Annotated in this window: 19 protein-coding genes and 1 riboswitch; of the genes, 8 read left to right on the top strand and 11 right to left on the bottom strand. The window is 68.9% G+C overall.

The window, feature by feature from the left end:
* Nucleotides 1-160: 160 nt before the first annotated feature.
* The 3 genes from VN779_RS24250 to thrC form a co-directional block, all read right to left on the bottom strand.
* Nucleotides 161-361, bottom strand: coding sequence for a cold-shock protein (locus VN779_RS24250; protein WP_324848251.1), 201 nt, complete (start codon nt 359-361; stop codon nt 161-163).
* Between the two features lie 500 nt (nt 362-861).
* Nucleotides 862-1,143: a ubiquitin-like small modifier protein 1 gene (locus VN779_RS24245; RefSeq protein ID WP_325727261.1), complete on the bottom strand. Its 282-nt coding sequence runs from the start codon at nt 1,141-1,143 to the stop codon at nt 862-864.
* 131 nt (nt 1,144-1,274) lie between these two features.
* Nucleotides 1,275-2,540 (bottom strand): threonine synthase, encoded by a 1,266-nt coding sequence (gene thrC / locus VN779_RS24240; RefSeq protein WP_325727259.1) that lies wholly within the window; start codon nt 2,538-2,540, stop codon nt 1,275-1,277.
* 13 nt (nt 2,541-2,553) lie between these two features.
* Nucleotides 2,554-2,685: riboswitch (SAM riboswitch) on the bottom strand.
* A gap of 186 nt (nt 2,686-2,871) precedes the next feature.
* Here thrC and VN779_RS24235 point away from each other — a divergent pair.
* The 3 genes from VN779_RS24235 to VN779_RS24225 all read left to right on the top strand — a co-directional run bounded on the left by VN779_RS24235 (nt 2,872) and on the right by VN779_RS24225 (nt 6,215).
* The gene (locus VN779_RS24235) at nt 2,872-3,855 is read left to right on the top strand and encodes a glucosyl-3-phosphoglycerate synthase (protein ID WP_325727257.1); all 984 of its coding nucleotides are present in this window, start codon (nt 2,872-2,874) and stop codon (nt 3,853-3,855) included.
* 155 nt (nt 3,856-4,010) lie between these two features.
* Nucleotides 4,011-5,468, top strand: a complete 1,458-nt coding sequence (locus VN779_RS24230) for a trehalose-6-phosphate synthase (RefSeq protein ID WP_349260925.1) — start codon at nt 4,011-4,013, stop codon at nt 5,466-5,468.
* A 123-nt stretch (nt 5,469-5,591) separates the two neighbouring features.
* Complete coding sequence (locus VN779_RS24225; RefSeq protein WP_325727253.1) at nt 5,592-6,215, top strand: thymidine kinase; 624 nt, start codon at nt 5,592-5,594, stop codon at nt 6,213-6,215.
* Between the two features lie 54 nt (nt 6,216-6,269).
* Here the strand turns inward: VN779_RS24225 and VN779_RS26600 are convergent, their stop codons facing one another.
* Complete coding sequence (locus VN779_RS26600; protein ID WP_349260924.1) at nt 6,270-6,548, bottom strand: DUF3263 domain-containing protein; 279 nt, start codon at nt 6,546-6,548, stop codon at nt 6,270-6,272.
* Nucleotides 6,549-7,041: 493 nt separating this feature from the next.
* On the opposite strand from VN779_RS26600, the gene nagA reads away from it, so the two are divergent.
* The 3 genes from nagA (at nt 7,042) to VN779_RS24205 (ending at nt 10,374) form a co-directional block, all read left to right on the top strand.
* Entirely contained in the window at nt 7,042-8,226 is a 1,185-nt protein-coding gene (gene nagA, locus VN779_RS24215) for an N-acetylglucosamine-6-phosphate deacetylase (protein WP_325727249.1), read from the top strand.
* Nucleotides 8,227-8,432: 206 nt separating this feature from the next.
* On the top strand, nt 8,433-8,627 hold the full coding sequence (locus tag VN779_RS24210; protein WP_324841107.1) for a DUF2304 domain-containing protein: 195 nt from the start codon (nt 8,433-8,435) through the stop codon (nt 8,625-8,627).
* A 37-nt stretch (nt 8,628-8,664) separates the two neighbouring features.
* Nucleotides 8,665-10,374: an FtsK/SpoIIIE domain-containing protein gene (locus VN779_RS24205; protein WP_325727247.1), complete on the top strand. Its 1,710-nt coding sequence runs from the start codon at nt 8,665-8,667 to the stop codon at nt 10,372-10,374.
* On the opposite strand, the gene VN779_RS24200 is transcribed toward VN779_RS24205, so the two are convergent.
* Nucleotides 10,322-11,599, bottom strand: coding sequence for a diguanylate cyclase (locus VN779_RS24200; RefSeq protein ID WP_325727245.1), 1,278 nt, complete (start codon nt 11,597-11,599; stop codon nt 10,322-10,324). The genes VN779_RS24205 and VN779_RS24200 overlap by 53 nt on opposite strands.
* A gap of 197 nt (nt 11,600-11,796) precedes the next feature.
* Between VN779_RS24200 and VN779_RS24195 the strand changes: the two genes are divergently transcribed.
* Entirely contained in the window at nt 11,797-12,129 is a 333-nt protein-coding gene (locus VN779_RS24195) for a hypothetical protein (RefSeq protein ID WP_325727243.1), read from the top strand.
* Between the two features lie 257 nt (nt 12,130-12,386).
* Here VN779_RS24195 and VN779_RS24190 read toward each other — a convergent pair whose 3' ends face one another.
* Entirely contained in the window at nt 12,387-14,969 is a 2,583-nt protein-coding gene (locus VN779_RS24190) for an ATP-dependent Clp protease ATP-binding subunit (RefSeq protein ID WP_325727241.1), read from the bottom strand.
* Nucleotides 14,970-15,373: 404 nt separating this feature from the next.
* Between VN779_RS24190 and VN779_RS24185 the strand changes: the two genes are divergently transcribed.
* On the top strand, nt 15,374-15,991 hold the full coding sequence (locus tag VN779_RS24185) for a hypothetical protein (protein ID WP_325727239.1): 618 nt from the start codon (nt 15,374-15,376) through the stop codon (nt 15,989-15,991).
* 8 nt (nt 15,992-15,999) lie between these two features.
* On the opposite strand, the gene VN779_RS24180 is transcribed toward VN779_RS24185, so the two are convergent.
* From VN779_RS24180 to VN779_RS24160, 5 genes are all read right to left on the bottom strand, one after another.
* On the bottom strand, nt 16,000-16,341 hold the full coding sequence (locus VN779_RS24180) for an Lsr2 family protein (protein WP_325727238.1): 342 nt from the start codon (nt 16,339-16,341) through the stop codon (nt 16,000-16,002).
* 109 nt (nt 16,342-16,450) lie between these two features.
* Complete coding sequence (locus VN779_RS24175) at nt 16,451-16,969, bottom strand: amino-acid N-acetyltransferase (protein ID WP_349260923.1); 519 nt, start codon at nt 16,967-16,969, stop codon at nt 16,451-16,453.
* On the bottom strand, nt 16,950-18,008 hold the full coding sequence (locus VN779_RS24170; protein WP_325727234.1) for a M48 family metalloprotease: 1,059 nt from the start codon (nt 18,006-18,008) through the stop codon (nt 16,950-16,952). Before VN779_RS24170 ends, VN779_RS24175 begins: the two co-directional genes overlap by 20 nt.
* Before the next feature lie 239 nt (nt 18,009-18,247).
* On the bottom strand, nt 18,248-19,504 hold the full coding sequence (locus VN779_RS24165; protein ID WP_325727232.1) for a globin domain-containing protein: 1,257 nt from the start codon (nt 19,502-19,504) through the stop codon (nt 18,248-18,250).
* Between the two features lie 82 nt (nt 19,505-19,586).
* Nucleotides 19,587-20,438, bottom strand: an 852-nt coding sequence (locus tag VN779_RS24160; RefSeq protein WP_325727230.1) for a cytochrome d ubiquinol oxidase subunit II, incomplete at its 5' end; no start/stop codon positions are given.

The following is a 20,438-nucleotide window of genomic DNA, read 5'->3' as shown; positions in this document are numbered from 1 at the left end:
CCATGATTAGCACTCGAGGCTGTTGAGTGCAAGCCGATCGGCCAAGGCCCGGCCCTTCCGGGAGGAGCGCGCAAACGAATCCGGCAGGTGCCGATCACGAGGACCGGTACCTGCCGGATTTGTGTGTAGCGCTACGCCTGTAAGTACAGGCTTTAGTTGACTACAGCGCACGGACCATGTCGGCCTGCGGGCCCTTCTGGCCCTGCGAGATCTCGAACTCGACCCGCTGTCCTTCTTCCAGACTCCGGTACCCATCCATCTGGATCGCGCTGTAGTGGACGAACACGTCCGCGCCACCGTCGACCGCGATGAAGCCGTAGCCCTTCTCCGCGTTGAACCACTTGACGGTGCCTTGAGCCATTCCCTACTCCTTGCTGCCGGCCCTCTCCATCTATCCCGCGGGCGCGGGATTCGGGTCGTTCGTCCCCCCGCCCCTCCGTCTCGCGAACCGAGCCAGGGCCGGTGATGACTGCTGTGTTCTACTCGCACCGCGCCGGCGGCGGCGTTTCCGCCACCAACGAACGCGGCCTCGCTGAACTGTGCGACCGGCGTGAGAGTATCCTCAACCGCCCCGGACGCAACAGGTCATTGGGACGATAACTCGCAGCACTACTGCGTTTTCGCGCCATGACAAACCATGGCGAAACCCGGCGAAGCGGGCGGCCGATCATGAAACCGTAATCGGACGGTTACTGATCATCTCAGCCCGTGGACGCTTACGTAAGGAGCGCAAGGCCTGACTGAGCGTCATATCTGAGCCGGAAGACGGCTTTCCCGGGCACCGCGCGAGTGAATGAGGCAACGCTTCGACAACGATGTCAGCCTAACAGTCGCGCGGCGCCGGAACGGGACCGGGGTCGGTCAGCGAGAGCCGCCCGCGACCGCCGGGATGATCGAGATCGCGGCGCCGTCCTTGGTCTCGGTCGCCAGGCCCTCGGCGAAGCGGACATCGTCGTCGTTCACGTACACGTTCACGAAACGGCGCAGCTTGCCGGCGTCGTCGAGCACGCGGGCCCGAATGCCCGGGTACGAATTCTCCAACGCGTCGATGACCTCGGCGAGGTTCGCGCCCTCGGCGGCCACCTCGGCCGCGCCGCCGGTGTAGCTGCGCAGGATGGTCGGGATGCGGACGGTGACGGCCATGGCGGCTGGCTCCTTCTCGGTGCGCTGAGGCGGTGTTGCGGAAGCGGTTTTGCGGACAGCTTGGTCGCCCGGAGGCTGGGTCGCTTGGGCTGCTGGTCGAACACGTATGCGGCGGGCGGCCGTCGCCGCCGCTACAGACCGGCGTCGCGGAAGGCGGCCAGCGAGGGCTTGATCGTCGCGGTGACGCCGGTGTCGGCGACCGCGTCGAGGGTCTTGAGCCCGTCGCCGGAGTTGATCACGACGGTCTGCGCGTCGGGGTCGAGCACGCCGTTCTCCACGAGCTTACGCAGCACGCCGACGGTAACCCCACCCGCGGTCTCGGTGAAGATGCCCTCGGTGCGGGCGAGCAGCTTGATCGCCGAGACGATCTGCGCGTCATCCACGTCCTCGATCGCGCCGCCGGTGCGCCGGGCGATGTCCAGCACGTACGGGCCGTCCGCCGGGTTGCCGATCGCCAGCGACTTGGCGATGGTGTCGGGGCGCACCGGCCGCACCACGTCGTGCCCCGCCTTGTAAGCGGCCGAGATCGGGGAGCAGCCGGCCGCCTGCGCGCCGAAGACTCGGTACGGCCGGTCCTCGACGAGGCCGAGCGCGATCAGCTCCTTGAAACCCTTGTCGATCTTGGTGAGCTGGGAGCCGGAGGCGATCGGGATGACGATCTGCTCGGGCAGCTTCCAGCCGAGCTGCTCGGCGATCTCGTAGGAGAGCGTCTTGGAGCCCTCGGCGTAGTAGGGCCGCAGATTGACGTTGACGAAGCCCCAGCCCTCGCCGGCCTCGTCCCCGATCAGTTCCGAGCAGAACCGGTTGACCTCGTCGTAGGTTCCGTCGATGGCGACCAGCCGGCCGCCGTAGATCGCGGCCATGACGATCTTGCCGGTCTCGAGGCCGGCCGGGATGAAGACGCAGGAGTCCAGGCCCGCGCGCGCGGCGGCCGCGCCGACGGCTCCAGCCAGGTTGCCGGTGGACGAGCAGGAGAGGGTCGTGAAACCGAAGGAACGGGCGGCCTCGAGCGCGATCGCGACGACGCGGTCCTTGAAGGAGTGCGTCGGATTGCCGGAGTCGTCCTTCACGTACAGCGAGCGAATGCCCAGCTCGCGGGCCAGGTTCCGGGCGTTCACCAGGCGAGTGCCGCCGGGGTTGAGGTTCGGGTGGGAAGCGACGTCGGGCGACACCGGCAGCAGCGGCGCGTAGCGCCAGATCGAGTTGGGTCCGCGTTCGATGTCGGCGCGGGTCACGGTCCCGAAGTCGTATGCGACCTCAAGCGGGCCGAAACAGGATTCACACACGTACCGGGGGCCGAGCTCGACCCGTTCGCCGCACTCGCGGCAAGAGAGCGCGACCGCGCGACCGAACGCGGCGGACGCAGTGCGGGCGGGGAGCGTGGGTGTGATAGTCATGGCGAGGCCTCTCTCCTCATCTTCCCCGTCGGATTTCGACGGGCCGGACTTGGCACCTACGTCCGGGCGGGCCTCGCGTCGCGAAGTCACCCGGGTGGTTGCCGGAGCTTCGCAGGGCCGTTCCCTCAGCTCCTCTGGATGAGCAATGCATATGAAGTTATCTGCGGTACGGGGTACCGCATCCGTATGACCCTTATGGATCGCCTTGCACTCTACCGGACGGCCGCGATTCCACCACCTCCGTTTCACCTGTTGGGCATATCGTCCGACAGACTGTCACAGTTGCTGAAGACGACACAGCGGGTCAACCGAGACAACGAGCAGATGGAGTGTGGCGGACACGGTGGACGACCTCGATCCGGCTCGCGAGTGGCTTTCCCGGCGCACCTCACACGAGTCCGACTGGCCGCTGGCGAGCCTGCTCGGGCTGAAGGCGCGTAGCGGCGCGACGGTCAGCGTGGTGCTTCCCGCGCTCAACGAGCAGGACACCATCGGGCCGATCGTCGCGGCGATCGTCGCCGACCTCGGCCGCTGCGGGCTGGTGGACGAGGTCGTGGTGATCGACTCCGGCTCGACCGACCGCACCGCCGCCGTGGCCGATGCGGCCGGCGCCCGGGTCGTGCATCGCGAGGACGTGCTGACGTGCACGCCGCCGCTGCCCGGCAAGGGCGAGGTGCTGTGGCGGTCGCTGGCCGCGACCACCGGCGACCTGATCTGCTTCGTGGACGCCGATTTGGAGCAGTTCTCCTCGGCAGTGGTACGCGGCGTGCTCGGGCCGCTGCTGGCCGATCCGCGGATCCTGCTGGTCAAGGCGGCTTATGAGCGGCCGCTCGCGGACGGCGCGACGGTGCACCCGGCGGGTGGCGGCCGGGTGACCGAGCTGGTGGCGCGGCCGCTGCTCAACCTGTACTGGCCGGAGCTTGCCGGATTCGTGCAACCGCTCGGCGGCGAGTACGCAGGTCGCCGGGAGTTGCTTGAGTCGCTGCCGTTCCCCTGCGGGTACGGCGTGGAGTTCGCCCTTCTTGTCGATACATACGCGGCGCACGGCTTGGACGCGCTTGCGCAGGTGGACGCGGGGGTACGTCATCACCGGCACCAGAACGAGCAGGCCCTCGGCCGGATGGCGGCCGAGATCATGCAGGTCGCGCAGTCCCGGCTGGGCGGCCCCGAGCCGGTCTCGACGAAGCTCACCCAGTTCGTCAGGGCGCCCGGCGGCTTCGCTCCGACGACGCGGGAAACCGCCGTGCCCGAGCGGCCGCCACTGAAGACTGCGGCGCTCGCGTGGACCGGCCAGGCAGCGCCCGAGGACCGGTAATCGAGACGAGTTCGCCCGGATGGTGATTAATCCGGGCCGGGCCTGGAAACGACGGACACGTGTTCGGATCTGGCAGCACTGACAGCGCCCCCGGCGACGACGGCACCGGAAAGCCCCGAGAGCCGGACGTCTCCGCGCCCGGCAAGGCCAGCGTTCTGGTCGCGTCGAACCGCGGACCGGTCTCCTTCTCGCTCGCCGAGAACGGCGAGCTGAGCGCGAAACGCGGCGGCGGCGGGCTGGTCTCCGGCCTCTCCTCGGTCGCCGCGGACGGCGAGGCGGATCAGGTGTGGGTGTGCGCGGCGCTCTCGGAGGGCGACCGCGCGGCCGTGCGCCGCTCACCCGGCGGGCGGCTGGACCGGATCGGCCTGATCGACTCGGCCTCGCCGGTGCGGATGCTCGACATAGATCCCGGCACGCTGCATCGGGCATACAACGCGGTCGCCAACTCGACGCTGTGGTTCGTTCACCACATGCTTTACGCGACGCCGATCAACCCGAGCTTCGACGAAGGCTTCGAGCGCGAGTGGGAGTCCTACGTCGCCTACAACCGGGCGTTCGCCGAGGCGCTGGCGCAGGAAGCGGCCCCGCAGGCGCGCGTGCTGGTACAGGACTACCACCTCGCGCTGGTCCCCAAGATGCTGCGCGACCTGCGGCCGGATCTGTATATCGGACACTTCTCGCACACGCCGTGGGCGCCGCCGGACTACTTCCGGATCCTGCCGGACCAGATAGCGACCGCGGTGCTCGAAGGCATGCTCGGCGCGGATCAGCTCGGGTTCCTGACGGAGCGTTGGGCCCTGGCGTTCATGGACTGCTGCGCACGGTTCGGCGCGCAAACCGATCTCGCGCGGATGACGGTGACCTCGCCGCGCCAGGACTCCCCGACTCGGATCGGTGTGTACAGCCTCGGCGTGGACGCGGAGTTCATCGTCGAGCGGGCGAGCCGCGCGGACGTGGCCGGTCGGCTGGCCGTGCTGCGGGAATCGATCGGCGATCGGCAGGTCATCGTGCGGGTCGACCGCACCGAGCTGTCGAAGAACATAGTGCGCGGGCTTGAGGCATACGCGGATCTGTTGCGCCGTCATCCCGAGTGGCGGGGCCGGGTCGTGCACGTCGCGTTCGCCTATCCGAGCCGACACGACCTGCCGGAGTACCGCGAGTACACCGCGGCGGTGCTGCGTACCGCGAAGCGGATCGAGGACGAGTTCGGCACGCCAGACTGGGAACCGCTGATCCTGCACGTCGAGGACGACTTCGCGCGCTCGCTCGCGGCGTACCGGCTGGCGGACGTGGCCGTGGTCAACCCGATCCGCGACGGGATGAACCTGGTGGCGAAGGAGATCCCGATCGTCGCCGCGGCCACCGGCGGCGCATGCGGGCTGGTGCTGTCGCGCGAGGCCGGCGCGTTCGCCGAACTGGCCGAGGACGCGCTGGTGGTGAACCCGTACGACGTGATCGGCACCGCGGAGGCGCTGCACGCGGCGCTCTCGATGGACCGGGACGAGCGGCGCAGGCGTTGTGAGCGGCTGGCCGCGGCTGGGGCGGCGCTCCCGCCGCAGCGCTGGTTCGCCCGCCAACTCGACGATCTGTCGCGGACGGTAGAGGGCCGGTAGCCGGGTTTTGGGCTAGCCACGCTTTCCACACGGCCATCGACGCGTAGGACAGCGTTCATTGGAATACTGGTCGGCCGCTGCCCTTACCGCCCTGTCCCCGCGTCGAACGGATGCCGCACGTCCATGGCCGAACTGATCTTCTTCTCCGGAACGATGGACTGCGGCAAGTCGACGCTGGCGCTGCAAATGGACCACAACCGTTCCGCGCGCGGCCGCCGCGGCCTGGTCTTCACCCGCAATGACCGCGCAGGTCAGGGGGTGCTTTCCAGCCGGCTCGGCTTGTCCACAGCGGCGGTCGAGGCCGCCCATGACACAAACCTGTACGCGTATAGCGAGGCGGCGCTGGCCGCCGATCCGGAGATCGATTACGTGATCTGCGACGAGGCCCAGTTCCTGACCGAGGATCAGGTCGAGCAGCTGGCCGCGATCGTGGACGAGCTCGGCGTCGACGTCTTCGCCTTCGGCATCGCCACCGACTTCCGCACCCGGCTTTTCCCCGGCTCGCAACGACTCATCGAGCTGGCCGACGAGATCCGCGTCATGCAGGTGGAAACGCTGTGCTGGTGCGGTGCTCGGGCGACCCACAACGCACGGACGGTCGGCGGCGAGATGGTCGTGGAGGGCGAGCAGGTCGTGGTCGGCGACGTCACGCCCGATGAAGAGGTGGCGTACACGGTGCTTTGCCGGCGGCACCACCGCGCCCGCCAGGCGCAGGCGGTGCCTGCGCCAGCCATAGCGAGCGCCTGACCCGCGGCCTGCTCGGGCAGCAGCCGGCCAGCCGGCCGCAACGAGCGGAAAGTACTACCGCAGCGCGCGGGCGGAACGGGCCCGCTGGCGGGCCGCCCGCTGCCGGCGCAGCCGCTTGACCAGCATCGGCTCGAACTCCTGCGCCTCCGGGCGATCAAGCAGCGCGTTGAGCACCTGGTAGTAGCGGGTCGCGGACATCTCGAAGCGGTCCCGGATCGCCTGCTCCTTGGCCCCGGTGTATTTCCAGTACTGCTTCTCGAAGATCAGCACCGCGCGGTCGCGCTCGGAGAGCGGCCGGACTTGGGGCTGCGCCGCCGTATCCGCCGCGTCCACGGCGACACCGGCCGCGGCCGATTCTGGCGGCGCGTCAGTGACCTCGGTCACAGCGCCGGGCTCGGCGGGTTGCTGCCGCTGCTCCGGAAACTCCCGCTCTGACGTGGCCTCAGACTGGTTCGGAATGAACGTTTCCGGCGGCTCCGGCTGCTCTGAGCCCACATCACCCGACACGGCGTCGGACACACGTTCGCGCAGCGTTCGCGTCGTCATCTGATTACTCCTCAGCTGCGGTGCACGCCCCCTGCCCTCTTGCACATCGTAAGCGCCACCGCTGACAAGTCGAGCTGCGCCGAACGAGTGAGGGCCGTGGCAGGCAGGAGCGGGATGGAGCGGGCGCCGAGTCCCGGGATCCGCCGTAAACCCGGGCGGCAAAGGCCTCTGGCCCGGTCGGAGCCCCGTGGCGTAAGGTATTGCCGCTAAGGTCTATACCAATCCGGACCGGAACGGTGCTCGCGGCCCACCCGGTCCACCTCGACGCAAGGTAGCCCCGATGCCAGTACTGCGCCACGCCCGCCTCGTCTTGCCCGACGGTGTCGTCGAGAACGGCTGGCTGTGCACCGAAGGCGAGCGCATATCCGCACTCGGCGGACCCGCGCAGCTGCCGCCGCCGGGACCCGACGGCACCCAGCATGACCTGTCCGGCCACTACGTCGTGCCGGGATTCGTGGACATGCACGTGCACGGCGGAGGCGGGGGCGCCTTCTCCTCCGGCCGGATCGAGGAGGCACGCAACGCGGTCGCCTTCCACCTGAGCCACGGCACCACCACGATCATGGCTTCGACGGTCACCGGGGCGCTGTCCGATCTCGAGCGGTACGTCGCGGAGCTGGCCGAGTTGGTCGAGGACGACGTGCTGGCCGGCATCCACCTGGAGGGGCCGTTCATCGCCCGCTCCCGCTGCGGAGCGCACGACCCGAACCTGCTGCGCGATCCGGAGCCGGAAGTGGTCCAGCGCCTGGTGAAGGCCGGGCGCGGCAGCGTGAAGATGGTGACCCTGGCCCCGGAGCTCGAACACGGACTCGAGGCGACCGGCTTGCTGGCTGACTGCGGCGTGATCGCCGCACTAGGGCACACCGACGCGACTTACGCGGAGGCCAACCACGCCATCGCGCACGGCGCCCGGGTGGCGACGCACGTCTTCAACGCGATGCGGCCGGTGCACCACCGCGAACCCGGACCGGTGACCGCGGCGCTGGAGCAGGAGGAAGTGTTCGTCGAGGTCGTCAACGACGGCATGCACGTACACCCCTCCGTGGTCAGCCTGGTCTTCGCCGCGGCCGGGGCGCGTCGCGTCGCGCTGATCACCGATGCCATGGAGGCGGCCGGATCCGCTGACGGCAGGTACCCGCTCGGGCCGCTCACCGTCGAGGTGAGCGACGGCGCGGTGCGCGTGGCCGGCACGGACACGCTCGCCGGCTCCACACTCACCATGGACAACGCGCTGCGCAACACCGTGCTGAGCGTTGGCATCCCGATCGAGCAGGCCGCCATCTCCGCCGCTCTCACGCCCGCGCGCGCCCTCGGCATCGACGACCGGGTCGGCAGCCTTGAGGCCGGAAAGTACGCCGACCTTGTCGTGCTTGACGAGGATCTGCGCGTGGTCGCGGTAATGCGTCGTGGACGTTGGGTGCACGGCATGGGAGTGACGGCCTACGCTCCGGCGGTCACCCTTTAGCAGGCGTAGCTTTGTCGACTTTCCACCCAAATGGATGAGTAAAAGGCCATCGCACCCATTTGTCGGTTTTAGGAATGTAGTCCGGTTGAGAGAATCCGGATGAACGTGCCAACCATTTTCAACTGGCCGCGGTCCCCCGGGACCCGGCCGGTGGCGCGCTCACCAGTTCGGTCCGGCGGTTCCAACCGACAACGTAGGGAGCGACGATGGTTCTCTCGGTCTCCGGTGTACTGCTGCTCGGGATCATCACCTTCATCCTGTTCCGTAAGGACGGCCTGAAGGTGTCACACATGATCGTGTGCATGCTCTTCGGCTTCTACCTGGCCTCGACCTCGATCGCCAGCTCGATCAAGAACAGCGCCGACTCGGTCGCGGGGTTCATCAGCGGACTGCACTTCTAGCGGCGGCCGGGGCAAGCGCCATGACGGGGCTGTTGAAATGACACAAGCCGCCCGCACCGCGGACTCGATGTGGACCCGGCTCGGCCGGATGCTCGCCGAGTCCGCGCCCGTCGTCTGGTTGAACGACTCGGTCCTGCACCACCCGCACATCACCAGAGGACGCGGGATGGCGCATGAGGGCTGGTCGCGGGTCCTGGACGTCTGCTATCCGCTGATCGTGCTACTGCGCGGTACCCGGCGGGGCGCAGCGCAGATCGGCGCGTGGTGGAAGGACGCGCCGAAGGAGAAGCGCCGGCTGCAGACGGTGATCAGCCTGGCCTGCCTGATTGGGATCGGGCTGCTCAAGTTCGGGCCGCTGCTGCTGATCCTGGGCTTCATCGGCGCGGCGGCCTGGCTCGGCCGGGACACCTCGCGCAAGGGCGCGGACCCGGAGTCGCCCGGCCACATCAGCAGGCTCCAGGCGATTTACAACGGCCTGGTGCCCTATCTGCAGAACGGCGACGATCCGGACCAGCACTTCAAGCCGGGCGGCGGGTACCGGGACGCCTTCACTGCCTGGGAGTTCGACGAGCGGGACCGGCTGATCCGGCTGCGCATGGACTACTCGGAGTACTTCCGGGATGGCGAGGCGGACAGCCGGGCGAAGGTCGAGCGGGCGCTGGAAGGCAAGATCGGGCACGCCAACGAGTACCTGTATGCCTGGGACGAGGAGGGCAACCACCTCGACGTGCGGATCCTGCCGCCACTGCCAGAAGGCATCGGGGCGCAGCCGTGGCCGGTCGCGGACATCGAGTTCGTGCTCGGGGTGACCGATCCGGGCTCGGCCGGCCGGCTGATCCCGATGCTGGTAGCCGACCCCGAGGCCGGTGAAGACACCCTGACGCCGCAGGCCGCCGCGCGCGAGGAGGTGCCGCCGGGCTTCAAGGTCGCCCAGTTGGCGCCGGTGATCTGGCGGCTTGGCACGCCGAGCGCGAACCCGCACCTGCTGCTGACTGGAGGCCCCGGCACCGGTAAGTCCACCGCGGTGCGCTCACTGCTCGGCCAGGCGCTGGCGCGCGGCCACCGGATCGCGGTGATCGACACCGACCAGACGGCCGAGTACGGCGCGCTGGCCGGGCGGCCGAACGTGCTTCGCATCACCGAGGAGCCGGCCGACTCGCTCGACCTGCTGGACTGGTTCGGCCTGGAGATCGATCGGCGGGCCGAGCAAGCCCGCGGCGCAGGAAGCGCGGCTGACGCCGAGTCAGTTGCTACGCCAGACGGCGAATCTCAGTCAACGAGCGCCGGGGAGTCAGGGAACGAAGCAGGCTCAGCCGGCGGGGTTGAACCCGGCCGCGGATCCGCACCCGGCGCGCGGCGCGGACCTGCTGCCGAGCCACCGCTGTGGCTGTTCGTGGACGACCTGCCCGAGTTGTGCGCGGCCGCCGGGCGGCTCGGTCGTCCCGACCCGCAGGACACGCTCGCCGTGCTGGCTCGCAAGGCCCGGTTCGCCCGCACCACGCTGGTGGTCACCGCCCGCGTCGACCAGATCGCGGCGTTGCGCCCGGCGCTGCGTAATCAGCTCACCTCACGCATCGCACTCGGCAAGGTGGACCCGGCGACCTCGACGCTGCTGTTCGGCGGCACCCTTGAACTCGGCGGCGCGGAGCTGATGCCGCAGGGCCGCGGCTATGCGCGGATCGGCACCGGGCCGGTCATCCGGCTACAGACGCCCTACGCGCCAGCGCTCGCGCTGTCAGCCGCGTGAACGAGGCCCGTGAGCGCTTGCGCGCGTACATCTCCCGGTCGGCCGAACCCAGTAGCTCCTGGGCCCGCTCCTCGGGGGCGAGCACGTTCTCCGGGCGGGCCGGCTCATAGGCGAGGCCCAGCGAGGCGCGCACCAGCATCCGCTCGCCCGCGACCATGACCGGATGGGAAAACGCCTGGTCAATCCGGTCGACCAAGGCCAGCGCCTCGTCGTAACCGATTCCGGCCGCGACCACGACGAACTCGTCTCCGCCGACACGGGCCACCACGTCCTCGCCACGCACCGCCGCGCGCAGCCGCTCCGCCACCAGCCGCAACACCAGGTCGCCGGCGCCGTGCCCGTGGTTGTCGTTGACCTCTTTGAAGCGATCGAGGTCGCAGAAGATCACGGCGAGCGGGATCTGGTCGGCCAGCAGCGCCACCAGCCGCTCGCCGAGCTCGATCGGGTTCGCCAGGCCGGTCAGCGCGTCGTGCCTGGCCTGGTGCCGCAGATGCTCCTCGCGCCGATGCCGCTCGGCGATGTCCTCGCGCAGCCGCTCGTGCTCCTGCTCGAGCCGGGCCATCCGCGCCGCGGCCTCCTCGTGCCTGCGGGCGTTGAGGATCGCGAAGCCGGCCTGCTCGGCGAACATGTCCAGCACGTCGCGCACCCACTGCGCCGGGATACGGCCGTCCGAGGGGTCATCCACGGAGAGCATCCCGACCAGTTCGCCTGAACCGTCCCGCATCGGCACGAGCAACGCGTACTCCGGCTGCCAAAGCTCGGAATCATCGGGGCGCGAGTCGATGCCGGCGGGAAACGTGTGAATGCCCTCGGGCGTGGTGTCATCGGTCAGCTCGCGCACGAAGCGCAGATTGCCCCAGGCCTCGGCACCCTCAAGCAGTCCCTCGATGGCCTTGCGCGGGCAGGTGTTGCCGAGCAGCGCTTCGCGTAGCTCCGCGGGACCGGCGGTCGCGCAGCAGCGCAGGTCACCGTCATCCTGGACGACGTTCACGGCGACATTGCGAAAGGGGGTACAGCTCGCCACCCCGTCCGCGATAGCCTGCATCGTCTCGTCGAGGCCGGCCGCGGCGTTCACGCCGCTGATCGCACGGTGGAGCGGGCGGAGGGCGGACAGCGGTATGTGTCCTTCCAGGCCCTTTTCCACCACAGTCGAACCCCGATCGCTCGTGCTCGGGTCCGGTGCGACCGGCCGAGGCACCGCGCCGGCCTGGTCCGCGGGAACCATTCGGGCGTTCTCCCACCGAATGCACCGAGCCAGACACGGAATGTACAACAGGATCGCCCGTCCGCACCAGGCAGTCTTCCGGCCCTGATATTACCCGGTCGCAGTCCTGGGTAAAGAATCGGCAAGGTTCCGCGACGCTTCGGAAACAGTGTGGCCGGGCGTGTCGCGAACGGCTCGCGGTGCGGTACCGTTCCAGAGTGGGTGTATCAGGCATGGACCATCCGATGATCAGCACGGACCGGTTCGAGGCAGCGAGGCGGCGCACCGCCTACGTTCCTCCGGTCAGTGTGGGCGGCCGCGCGGTCAAGGACCGCCTCGACCGTCACCTCGCCGTGCTCGTGCCCGAGGGCGCCGATCCGGCGCGCGGGGGCCGTGGCCTGCCGATCGCCGAGCCCGTGCGGCTCGGAATCGGCGCGGCGCAGACCGTACAGCTGCTGCGTGAGATCACGCCGCGTCCTGCCGCGCCCACTCGGCGCCGGCTGTCGCTGCGGGCTCCGTTGCGCTCCTTCAAGCGCTGGATAGGTTTCTAGCCCTTCCGCGTTAATACGCGCCGCTGCTCGTCGCGGCGCGGCCCGGCGGAGGCGTGCGTCCTCACCCACGACGCACACTGACCCGCACGCGCCGCACGTGACAGCGAAAGGCTCGGCGCTCCCAGCGTGATCGCAAATACTTCGAGTTCTGGCACGGCAGCTGCCGTGAAAGCTACGCAGACGTGAAGTGGGGCCTCCCTCTCGGGAGGCCCCACTTCACGTTCCAGGCACTGTGTCGTCGCCAGACGAGCGGCCCGTTACGCGGCCGTCGTGTCGCCCGGTGCCTGCGCCTGCGCGGGAGCCTGCACCGGCGCCGTCGGGGTGGCGTCCGCGACCACGGCCGCGGCCTCGATGTCCGCCGGGCTGCTGATCTCCGGCAGGTTCGACTTCGGCGAGGCGGTGAAGGTGAACTTCCGCTCGTCGCCGGAGCCCTCGGTGTCGACCACCACGATCGAACCCGGACGCAGCTCGCTGAAGAGGATCTTCTCCGACAGCGGGTCCTCGATCTCGCGCTGGATCGTGCGGCGCAGCGGCCGGGCGCCGAGCAGCGGGTCGTAGCCCTTGTCGGCCAGCAGCAGCTTGGCCGGGCGGGTCAGCTCGATGCCCATGTCCCGGTCCTTGAGCCGCTCGTCGACCTTGGCCATCATCAGGTCCACGATCTGGATGATGTCGTCCTGGGTCAGCTGCGGGAAGACGATCGTGTCGTCCACCCGGTTGAGGAACTCGGGCCGGAAGTGCTGCTTGAGCTCGTCGTTGACCTTGTTCTTCATCCGCTCGTACCCGCTGGCCACGTCACCGGCGGCCGCGAAGCCGAGGTTGAAGCCCTTGGAGATGTCCCGGGTGCCGAGGTTCGTGGTCATGATGATCACGGTGTTCTTGAAGTCCACCAGGCGGCCCTGGGAGTCGGTCAGCCGGCCGTCCTCCAGGATCTGCAGCAGCGAGTTGAAGATGTCCGGGTGGGCCTTCTCCACCTCGTCGAACAGCACGACGGAGAACGGCTTGCGGCGCACCTTCTCGGTCAACTGGCCGCCCTCTTCGTAGCCCACGTATCCGGGCGGCGAGCCGAACAGCCGGGAGACCGTGTGCTTCTCGGAGAACTCGGACATGTCCAGCTGGATCAGGGCGTCCTCGTCGCCGAACAGGAACTCCGCGAGCGTCTTGGCCAGCTCGGTCTTACCGACGCCGGACGGGCCGGCGAAGATGAACGAGCCGCCGGGGCGCTTGGGGTCCTTCAGACCGGCCCGGGTGCGCCGGATCGACTGGGAGAGGGCCTTGATGGCCTGCTGCTGGCCGATGACGCGCTTGTGCAGCTCCTCCTCCATGCGCAGCAGCCGGGAGGTCTCCTCCTCGGTCAGCTTGAACACGGGGATGCCGGTGGCGGTGGCCAGGACCTCGGCGATCAGCTCCTCGTCCACCTCGGCCACGACGTCCATGTCGCCGGCCTTCCACTCCTTCTCCCGCTTGGCCTTCGCGGCCAGCAGCTGCTTCTCCTGATCGCGCAGCGCCGCGGCCTTCTCGAAGTCCTGCGCGTCGATCGCGGACTCCTTGTCCCGGCGCACGGTGGCGATCTTCTCGTCGAACTCGCGCAGGTCCGGCGGAGCGGTCATCCGGCGGATGCGCATCCGGGAGCCCGCCTCGTCGATCAGGTCGATCGCCTTGTCCGGCAGGAAGCGGTCGGAGATGTACCGGTCGGCCAGCGTGGCGGCGGCGACCAGCGCGCCGTCGGTGATGGAGACCCGGTGGTGCGCCTCGTAACGGTCGCGCAGGCCCTTGAGGATCTCGATGGTGTGCGCCAGCGAGGGCTCGGCGACCTGGATCGGCTGGAACCGGCGCTCGAGCGCGGCGTCCTTCTCCAGGTGCTTGCGGTACTCGTCCAGCGTGGTGGCGCCGATGGTCTGCAGCTCGCCGCGGGCCAGCATGGGCTTGAGGATCGAGGCCGCGTCGATCGCGCCCTCGGCCGCGCCCGCGCCCACCAGCGTGTGCAGCTCGTCGATGAACAGGATGATGTCGCCGCGGGTGCGGATCTCCTTGAGGACCTTCTTCAGCCGCTCCTCGAAGTCACCGCGGTACCGGGAGCCGGCCACCAGGGCGCCGAGGTCGAGCGTGTAGAGGTGCTTGTCCTTGAGCGTCTCGGGGACCTCGCCCTTGACGATCGCCTGGGCCAGGCCCTCGACCACGGCGGTCTTGCCGACGCCGGGCTCCCCGATCAGCACCGGGTTGTTCTTGGTGCGCCGGGAGAGGACCTGCATGACCCGCTCGATTTCCTTCTCCCGGTTGATCACCGGGTCGAGCTTGCCCTCGCGGGCGGCCTGGGTCAGGTTGCGGCCGAACTGGTCGAGCACCAGCGAGGTGGCCGGGGTGCCCTCGGCCGGGGCGCCCGCGGTGGCCGCCTCCTTGCCCTGGGAGTAGCCGGACAGCAGCTGGATGACCTGCTGGCGCACCCGGTTCAGGTCCGCGCCGAGCTTGACGAGGACCTGGGCGGCGACACCCTCGCCCTCGCGGATAAGACCGAGCAGGATGTGCTCGGTGCCGATGTAGTTGTGCCCGAGCTGCAGCGCTTCGCGCAGCGACAGCTCAAGCACCTTCTTGGCGCGCGGAGTGAACGGGATGTGCCCGGACGGGGCCTGCTGGCCCTGGCCGATGATCTCCTCGACTTGCTGGCGCACCGCCTCAAGGGAGATGCCCAACGACTCGAGCGCCTTGGCGGCGACACCCTCGCCCTCGTGGATCAGGCCGAGCAGGATGTGCTCGGTGCCAATGTAGTTGTGGTTGAGCATCCGGGCCTCTTCTTGAGCCAGGACGACAACCCGCCGCGCGCGGTCGGTGAACCTCTCGAACATCTTCTTCTCGCTCCCCGGAGCGGTCGGGCAGTGCCGGGAATCCCTGCAACTGCACCCGGCCTGTCCTTCCGAATGCTAGTCCCGCCTGGAGACGGACCCTACGGGAATGCGCGCCCCGCGGAGCGGCGGCACACTATGTCAGTTTAGCGTTGCACCCTGTCTGATCAGGTGTTCCCGCACTTCAGCCCCGTACGCGCCAGGGCTGTACGCCTGAAGCGAACGGCGCGGCGGGTAACCCTCCCGAGCTGAGCCGCCATGCTCTAAGTTAGGCGCAGCGAACCACGTGAGAGGCCGTGCCGTGCACTGCTTCGTGCACCCCGCTTCTCACGCAACGCCGCCTCCGAGCTCGACCGCTTGATGAGCGGTCCGCGACTCCCCCGCTTCCGCAACCCTTTAGGGCTCGCATGTCGACTAACGCCGCATTCGCCGGTCCTGTTCCCGGCGGCCGGGCCGACGCCGTGAGCGGGCGTGCCCACGTAGCCGTTGCCGAGGCGTCGGACGAGGTCGACGAGCTGGAGCGCTGGTATGTCCAACAGCGGGGCTGGCCGGTTCGGCGGGACGAGCGCGGCCGGCTGTGGCTGGACGCCGGCACCGAGTTCGATGTGGTGGAGGTCCCGGCGGAGGCGGGCCGCCGGGCGCTGCGCCGGCTGATTGGGTACGGGCAGGCGGCGCTGGCTCCTGGGCCGGTCGCGCTGTGTGAAGTAACCCAGCCTGAGGCGACTCGGTCCGAGCGGGCACTTTCTAAGCCGGCTCAGTCGGAGGTAACGCAGGCTGAGGCGGCCCGGTGCTGTTTCTTCGTGGCCCCTGGTGCCCGCGACGATCTGCCGGAACTGCTCGACTGGCTGGACTGGGGCGGGATCGATCTCGGGATGCGCGCGCACGGCGTCGGTGACCGAATCCCCGCTCCGACCGCCGACCGCTGGCTGCATGACCCGCTGGCGGTCCCCCCCGAGGTGATCGCCCTGCTGGCGACGATCGCGCAATCCTGCTCGCGATACGCTCTCACCCGGCGCGCCCGCTAGGTCGGTGGTCAGTTGTTCGCCGCCGCGAAGGCGTCGATGATCTTCTTGGAGACCCGGCCGCGCTCGCTGACCTCGTGGCCGTTGGCCCGGGCCCACTCGCGCACCGCCGCCGTGTCCACGCCGGAGGACGGGCCGCGCACCGCGCCGCGCTTCGGGCGCGCCGCCGAGCCGTCCGCCCGGTACTTGCGCCCGGCCTCGATGTACTTATCGAAATCGGACCGCAGCGCCGCCGCGTTCTTGTCGTTCAGGTCGATGACGTAGTCCGTGTTGTCCAGACTGAAATGGATCGTCTGCGTGGCATCGCCACCGCTGAGATCGTCCGTCATGACGACCACTGTCTTCTGCGCCATACCCGCCTCTTTCTCGCGCAACTGTCTTGGCACACTAGACAAGCGCATTTCCGCGGTGAATTCAACTCCGCGACCGCAAAAGCAGGTAACCGTTCCGGCAGCGGGTCCGCTACAACACGCGCAGCATCCGGGTGTTGCCCAAAGTGTTCGGCTTGACGCGTTCCAGATCCAGGAACTCCGCGATACCTTCGTCCGCTGACCGCAACAGTTCCGCGGTCACGTCAGGGTCGATCGGGGAGTCGGCAAGCTGGTGGAATCCGTGCCGCTCGAAAAATGTGGTTTCGAAGGTTAGACAGAACACCCGGCGCACCCCGAGCCAGGAGGCGGTGGCGAGAAGTTTTTCCACAATGGCATGACCGACGCCGAGTCCGCGACTGCGTGGATGCACCGCGACGGTGCGCACTTCAGCCAAGTCACGCCACATGACATGCAACGCGCCACAGCCGACTACGGAAGCGTCGTTATCGCGTTCCGCTACCCAAAACTCCTGAATGTCCTCATATAGCGTCACGGTGGGCTTGTCCAGGAGAATACGGTCGGTCACGTAGACGTCGAGCAGGGCGCGAATCTCGGGTACATCGGCGGTCCGCGCCCGCCGGATGGTCAGATCATCCACAGCCGCGAGCATAGGGCTTAGCGCGGGCGGCGATACGCGCCATCCGGCGGTCAAGCGGTGGATGCGTAGGACGCGGGATGCGGACGGCAGCGTGGCGGGCACGACCGGAGCGTCCGTATTCATTTTCATAGTGAGAATCGCCCACTAATAATCCACAGCCCGTGGATTCGTTGGCGGCGAACCAGCGCAGCGCGCTGAGCAGTTCCGGACCGAGGCCGATGTCGACCGCGAACGCGTCCACCCGGTACTCGGCGCTGCGCCCGGCCGCGTTCTTGGCGGCGAACGCGGCGACGCCGGGCGCGGCGAACACGACCCTGATGCCATGGCCCAGGCGAAGGGCGGCGCGCGCACAGCCGGAGATCCAGCGGCGTCCTCGGTGTCCGCGCACACTGTGTCCGTGTGCACCGTGTCCGTGCACACCGTGTCCGTGCAGGCTGTATCGGTCTGCGCTGCGTGCGTCCGCGCCGAATCCGTCCATAGGGTGCTGCTCTGTGCCTAAAGCGTTCGCGAGTGCTGCGACCGGTGTGGCGAGCAGTGAGCCGAGCAGCGCGATGCCTTGTAACGGCAGCAGCACCCAGACCAGGAAGGCCGAGACCGAGGTGTGCATGCGCAGGTGATGGCCGAGTTCGTGAGCCAGCACGCCGGCAAGTTCGCGGTCGCCGAGCTGGTCCAGCGCTCCGGTCGTCACGCAGATCAGATCGCGGCCCACCGAATGCGCGTTGGCTTCCGGCAGGTCTACGACACGGATGCGGAAGCGGCGGCCGCCACGTACCCCGGCTTGGGTGATGACGTGCCGCCAGATCTGTTCTAGCCGCTCGCGCTCGGCCTCGACCGGTTGCCGGATCGGCCAGAGCAGCCGGGCCATCGCCAGCTGCACCGGCCGCAGCCCGTAGCACAGGGCGCTGACGAGCCAGAGGCTGTAGCTGAGCCACAGCGGCGCGCCAAGGGTGCGCCGCGCTACCAGCGCCAGCGGCAGCAGGCAGGCCCCGGCGACCGGCAGGAACACCAGCACCAGGGCCAGCGAGCAGAGCGCTGTGCGATCCGGGCGCATCGCGCGGGACCGGCCGGGGTCCGGCCCGTGGCGGTCGACTCGAGCACCGTGCGCTCCGCGATGCGGGCGCCGCCCGGTCCGATCGGTAGCACGTAACACCACGCTGTGCACTTTGGCAGCAGCCGACAGGTGGTGCACATCCACCGAAAGGGTGGTCAACCGGTCGAAGAGTTCGTATCAGCAGACAGGTTGACTCAGTGTACGAATCGGACCGGCAGCGGCAGGCCAGGGCGGCGGGATCAGTCGAAGAGGTCCGAGGAAACCGCCTCGGGATCGACCCCGGCGGCCAGCAGCGCGCTGCGGCTCTCGTCCACCAGCGCGCTCGGCCCGACCAGTACCGCGCCGCAGGCTCCGTGCGCGTCGGAGGCGGCCGCGTGGGCGTGCACCGCCGCGAGCGGATCGCCCACAACCTCCTCGACGACCATCTCTCCGTGCTCCTCGGCCAGTGCGCGCAGCGCGTCGGCGAGATAGTGCGGGCCCTCGTCGGAGGCGAGCACGACCGTCAGCGGTCGCAGATCCCCCTCGGCGATGGCGTGCTGAATTAGGGCGTGGACAGGCGCTGCTCCCGTGCCGTGCACGACGGCCAGCAGTCGCGAGGTGCGCTCCGGGCCGGGGAAGGCGAGTTCTCCCTCGGCGGCCGCGATGCGCAGCCGGTCGCCCACCGCGGTCTGGTTCACCAGCACTTCGCTCACGCCGCGGGATCGCCCGAGCTGGACGTGGAACTCGACCTCATCCCCGCCCATGTCGCCGCTGGGCCTGGTCGCGAACGAGAAGTCACGCCAGACGCGGGGCAGCGCCGCGGTCTCCACGGCGGCGTACTGCCCGGCCACATACCGGTAGGCGCCCTTGTGTTCCGAGTCCGCGAATCGCGCGTGCACAATCGGCCGCGCCACGACGCGCACGATGCCGTCCGCGAGCGTTTCGTGCGTGACGACTTCCGCGTCCCAATACGCGGGCCCGAGCGCGTCCGCCTCGGCGACCGCGTCGAGCATCACGGTGGCCACCAAGCCATATCCGGCGTCCCACGCGGCGTTGGTGCGCTCGGTCCATTGGTCGCCGCTGTACTGCGCGACCGTGGCCAGCAGTGAGGTGCCGAAAGCCTGGTAGTGCGCGGCGCGCAGGCCGAATTTGCGGTGCCGCAACGCGAGCCGGCGCAGATAAGGCAGGAATTCGTCGAGCTTGTCCAGGTCGCCCACGATCCGCTGGACCGCCAGGAACAACCGCCGGTGCTGGGTGGCCGCGTCGGCGGAGAAATACTTGCGGTACCGGGGATTGGCCGCGAAGAAATGCTCATAGAACCACGCGGTGGCCTCGGGCCCGTACGGTTCGATGAGCGCGAAGCTCTCCCGGATCTCGGCGATGAGATCCGCCTGCGCCCACTGCGCCGCGTCTGTCGCGATTCCGGCCTCGGCCCCGGGGTCGGCGCTCGCGTCGAAGTCCGCGTACGCGTCCTGCTTTGTTTCCTCTGCTGCTGTCACCACAGCCCTGTCACTCACCCGGGTGAGCTTACCGGGCGGTCCGGGTTCGCTTTCCCCGGACCGCACAGTTGACAAGCTCAGACGATCGCAGCGGTCACATTCAGTGCTCGTCGACCGCAGGTCGGCTGAATATCTTCAACAATAGGTAAAAGGACGGCAGCACAACGGCCATCCCCAGGCACATCGCAATCAGCATGGCGTTCACGCTCTGCGGTGCCGCTGCCGACTGCACCGCGCCATACGCGTCTACGCCGCTGGCGCTGACCAGTAGATCCGGGTACTGCGCCGCCGCCCAGCCGCCGAGCACCGTGGCGACCGCGAGCGCGGCGGTGACCCGCGCGACCACGTACCGCTCCCGCCACAACACCAGCAGGCTCGCGATGCCGAAGGCCGCCGACAACGCAGCGAACGGGATGGAACGATCCGTGAACCGGGCGGCGACGATCGGGGCGTCGCGGTACAGGAACGGCAGCATCGCGATTGCTATGGCGCCGGAAGCGACGGCGGCGCCCATAGCCTTGCCGCGGAAGACCGGTACCAGGTGCACCGTCGCAGGGCTCTGCGCGGCGTTGTGGCAAAGATAGACGGCGGCAAGGAATGCGGTGACCGCCACCGCCAGCACCCCGGCGGTCAGCGCGAAGGCCGAGCGGAACGGTTCGGTCGGGATGCTGTGCGGGCCGAGCGAGCCGGTGGCCAATGCCGCCCCGGAGACGCCGAACATGAAGGGCGTGAGCACTGATGCACCGGCGAAGATCCGGCCCCACCACTGGTCCGGGAGCGCCGCGCCGTCCCCATAGGCGCGATACACGTACGCCGCGCCGCGCAGCACGATGCCGATGAGGGCTAAGCCCAGCGGCAATTCCAGCGAGGTGGCAATGGTCCCGAACGCGGTGGGGAAGGCGCTGAAGACGCTGACGATCACGAAGATCAGCCAGACGTGGTTGGCCTCCCA

The organism is Actinocrinis sp., assembly GCF_035605935.1.
Classification (GTDB): Bacteria; Actinomycetota; Actinomycetes; order Streptomycetales; family Catenulisporaceae; genus Actinocrinis.
The sequence above is the reverse complement of the archived record's forward strand: the minus strand, read 5'-3'. Positions and strand labels throughout refer to the sequence as shown.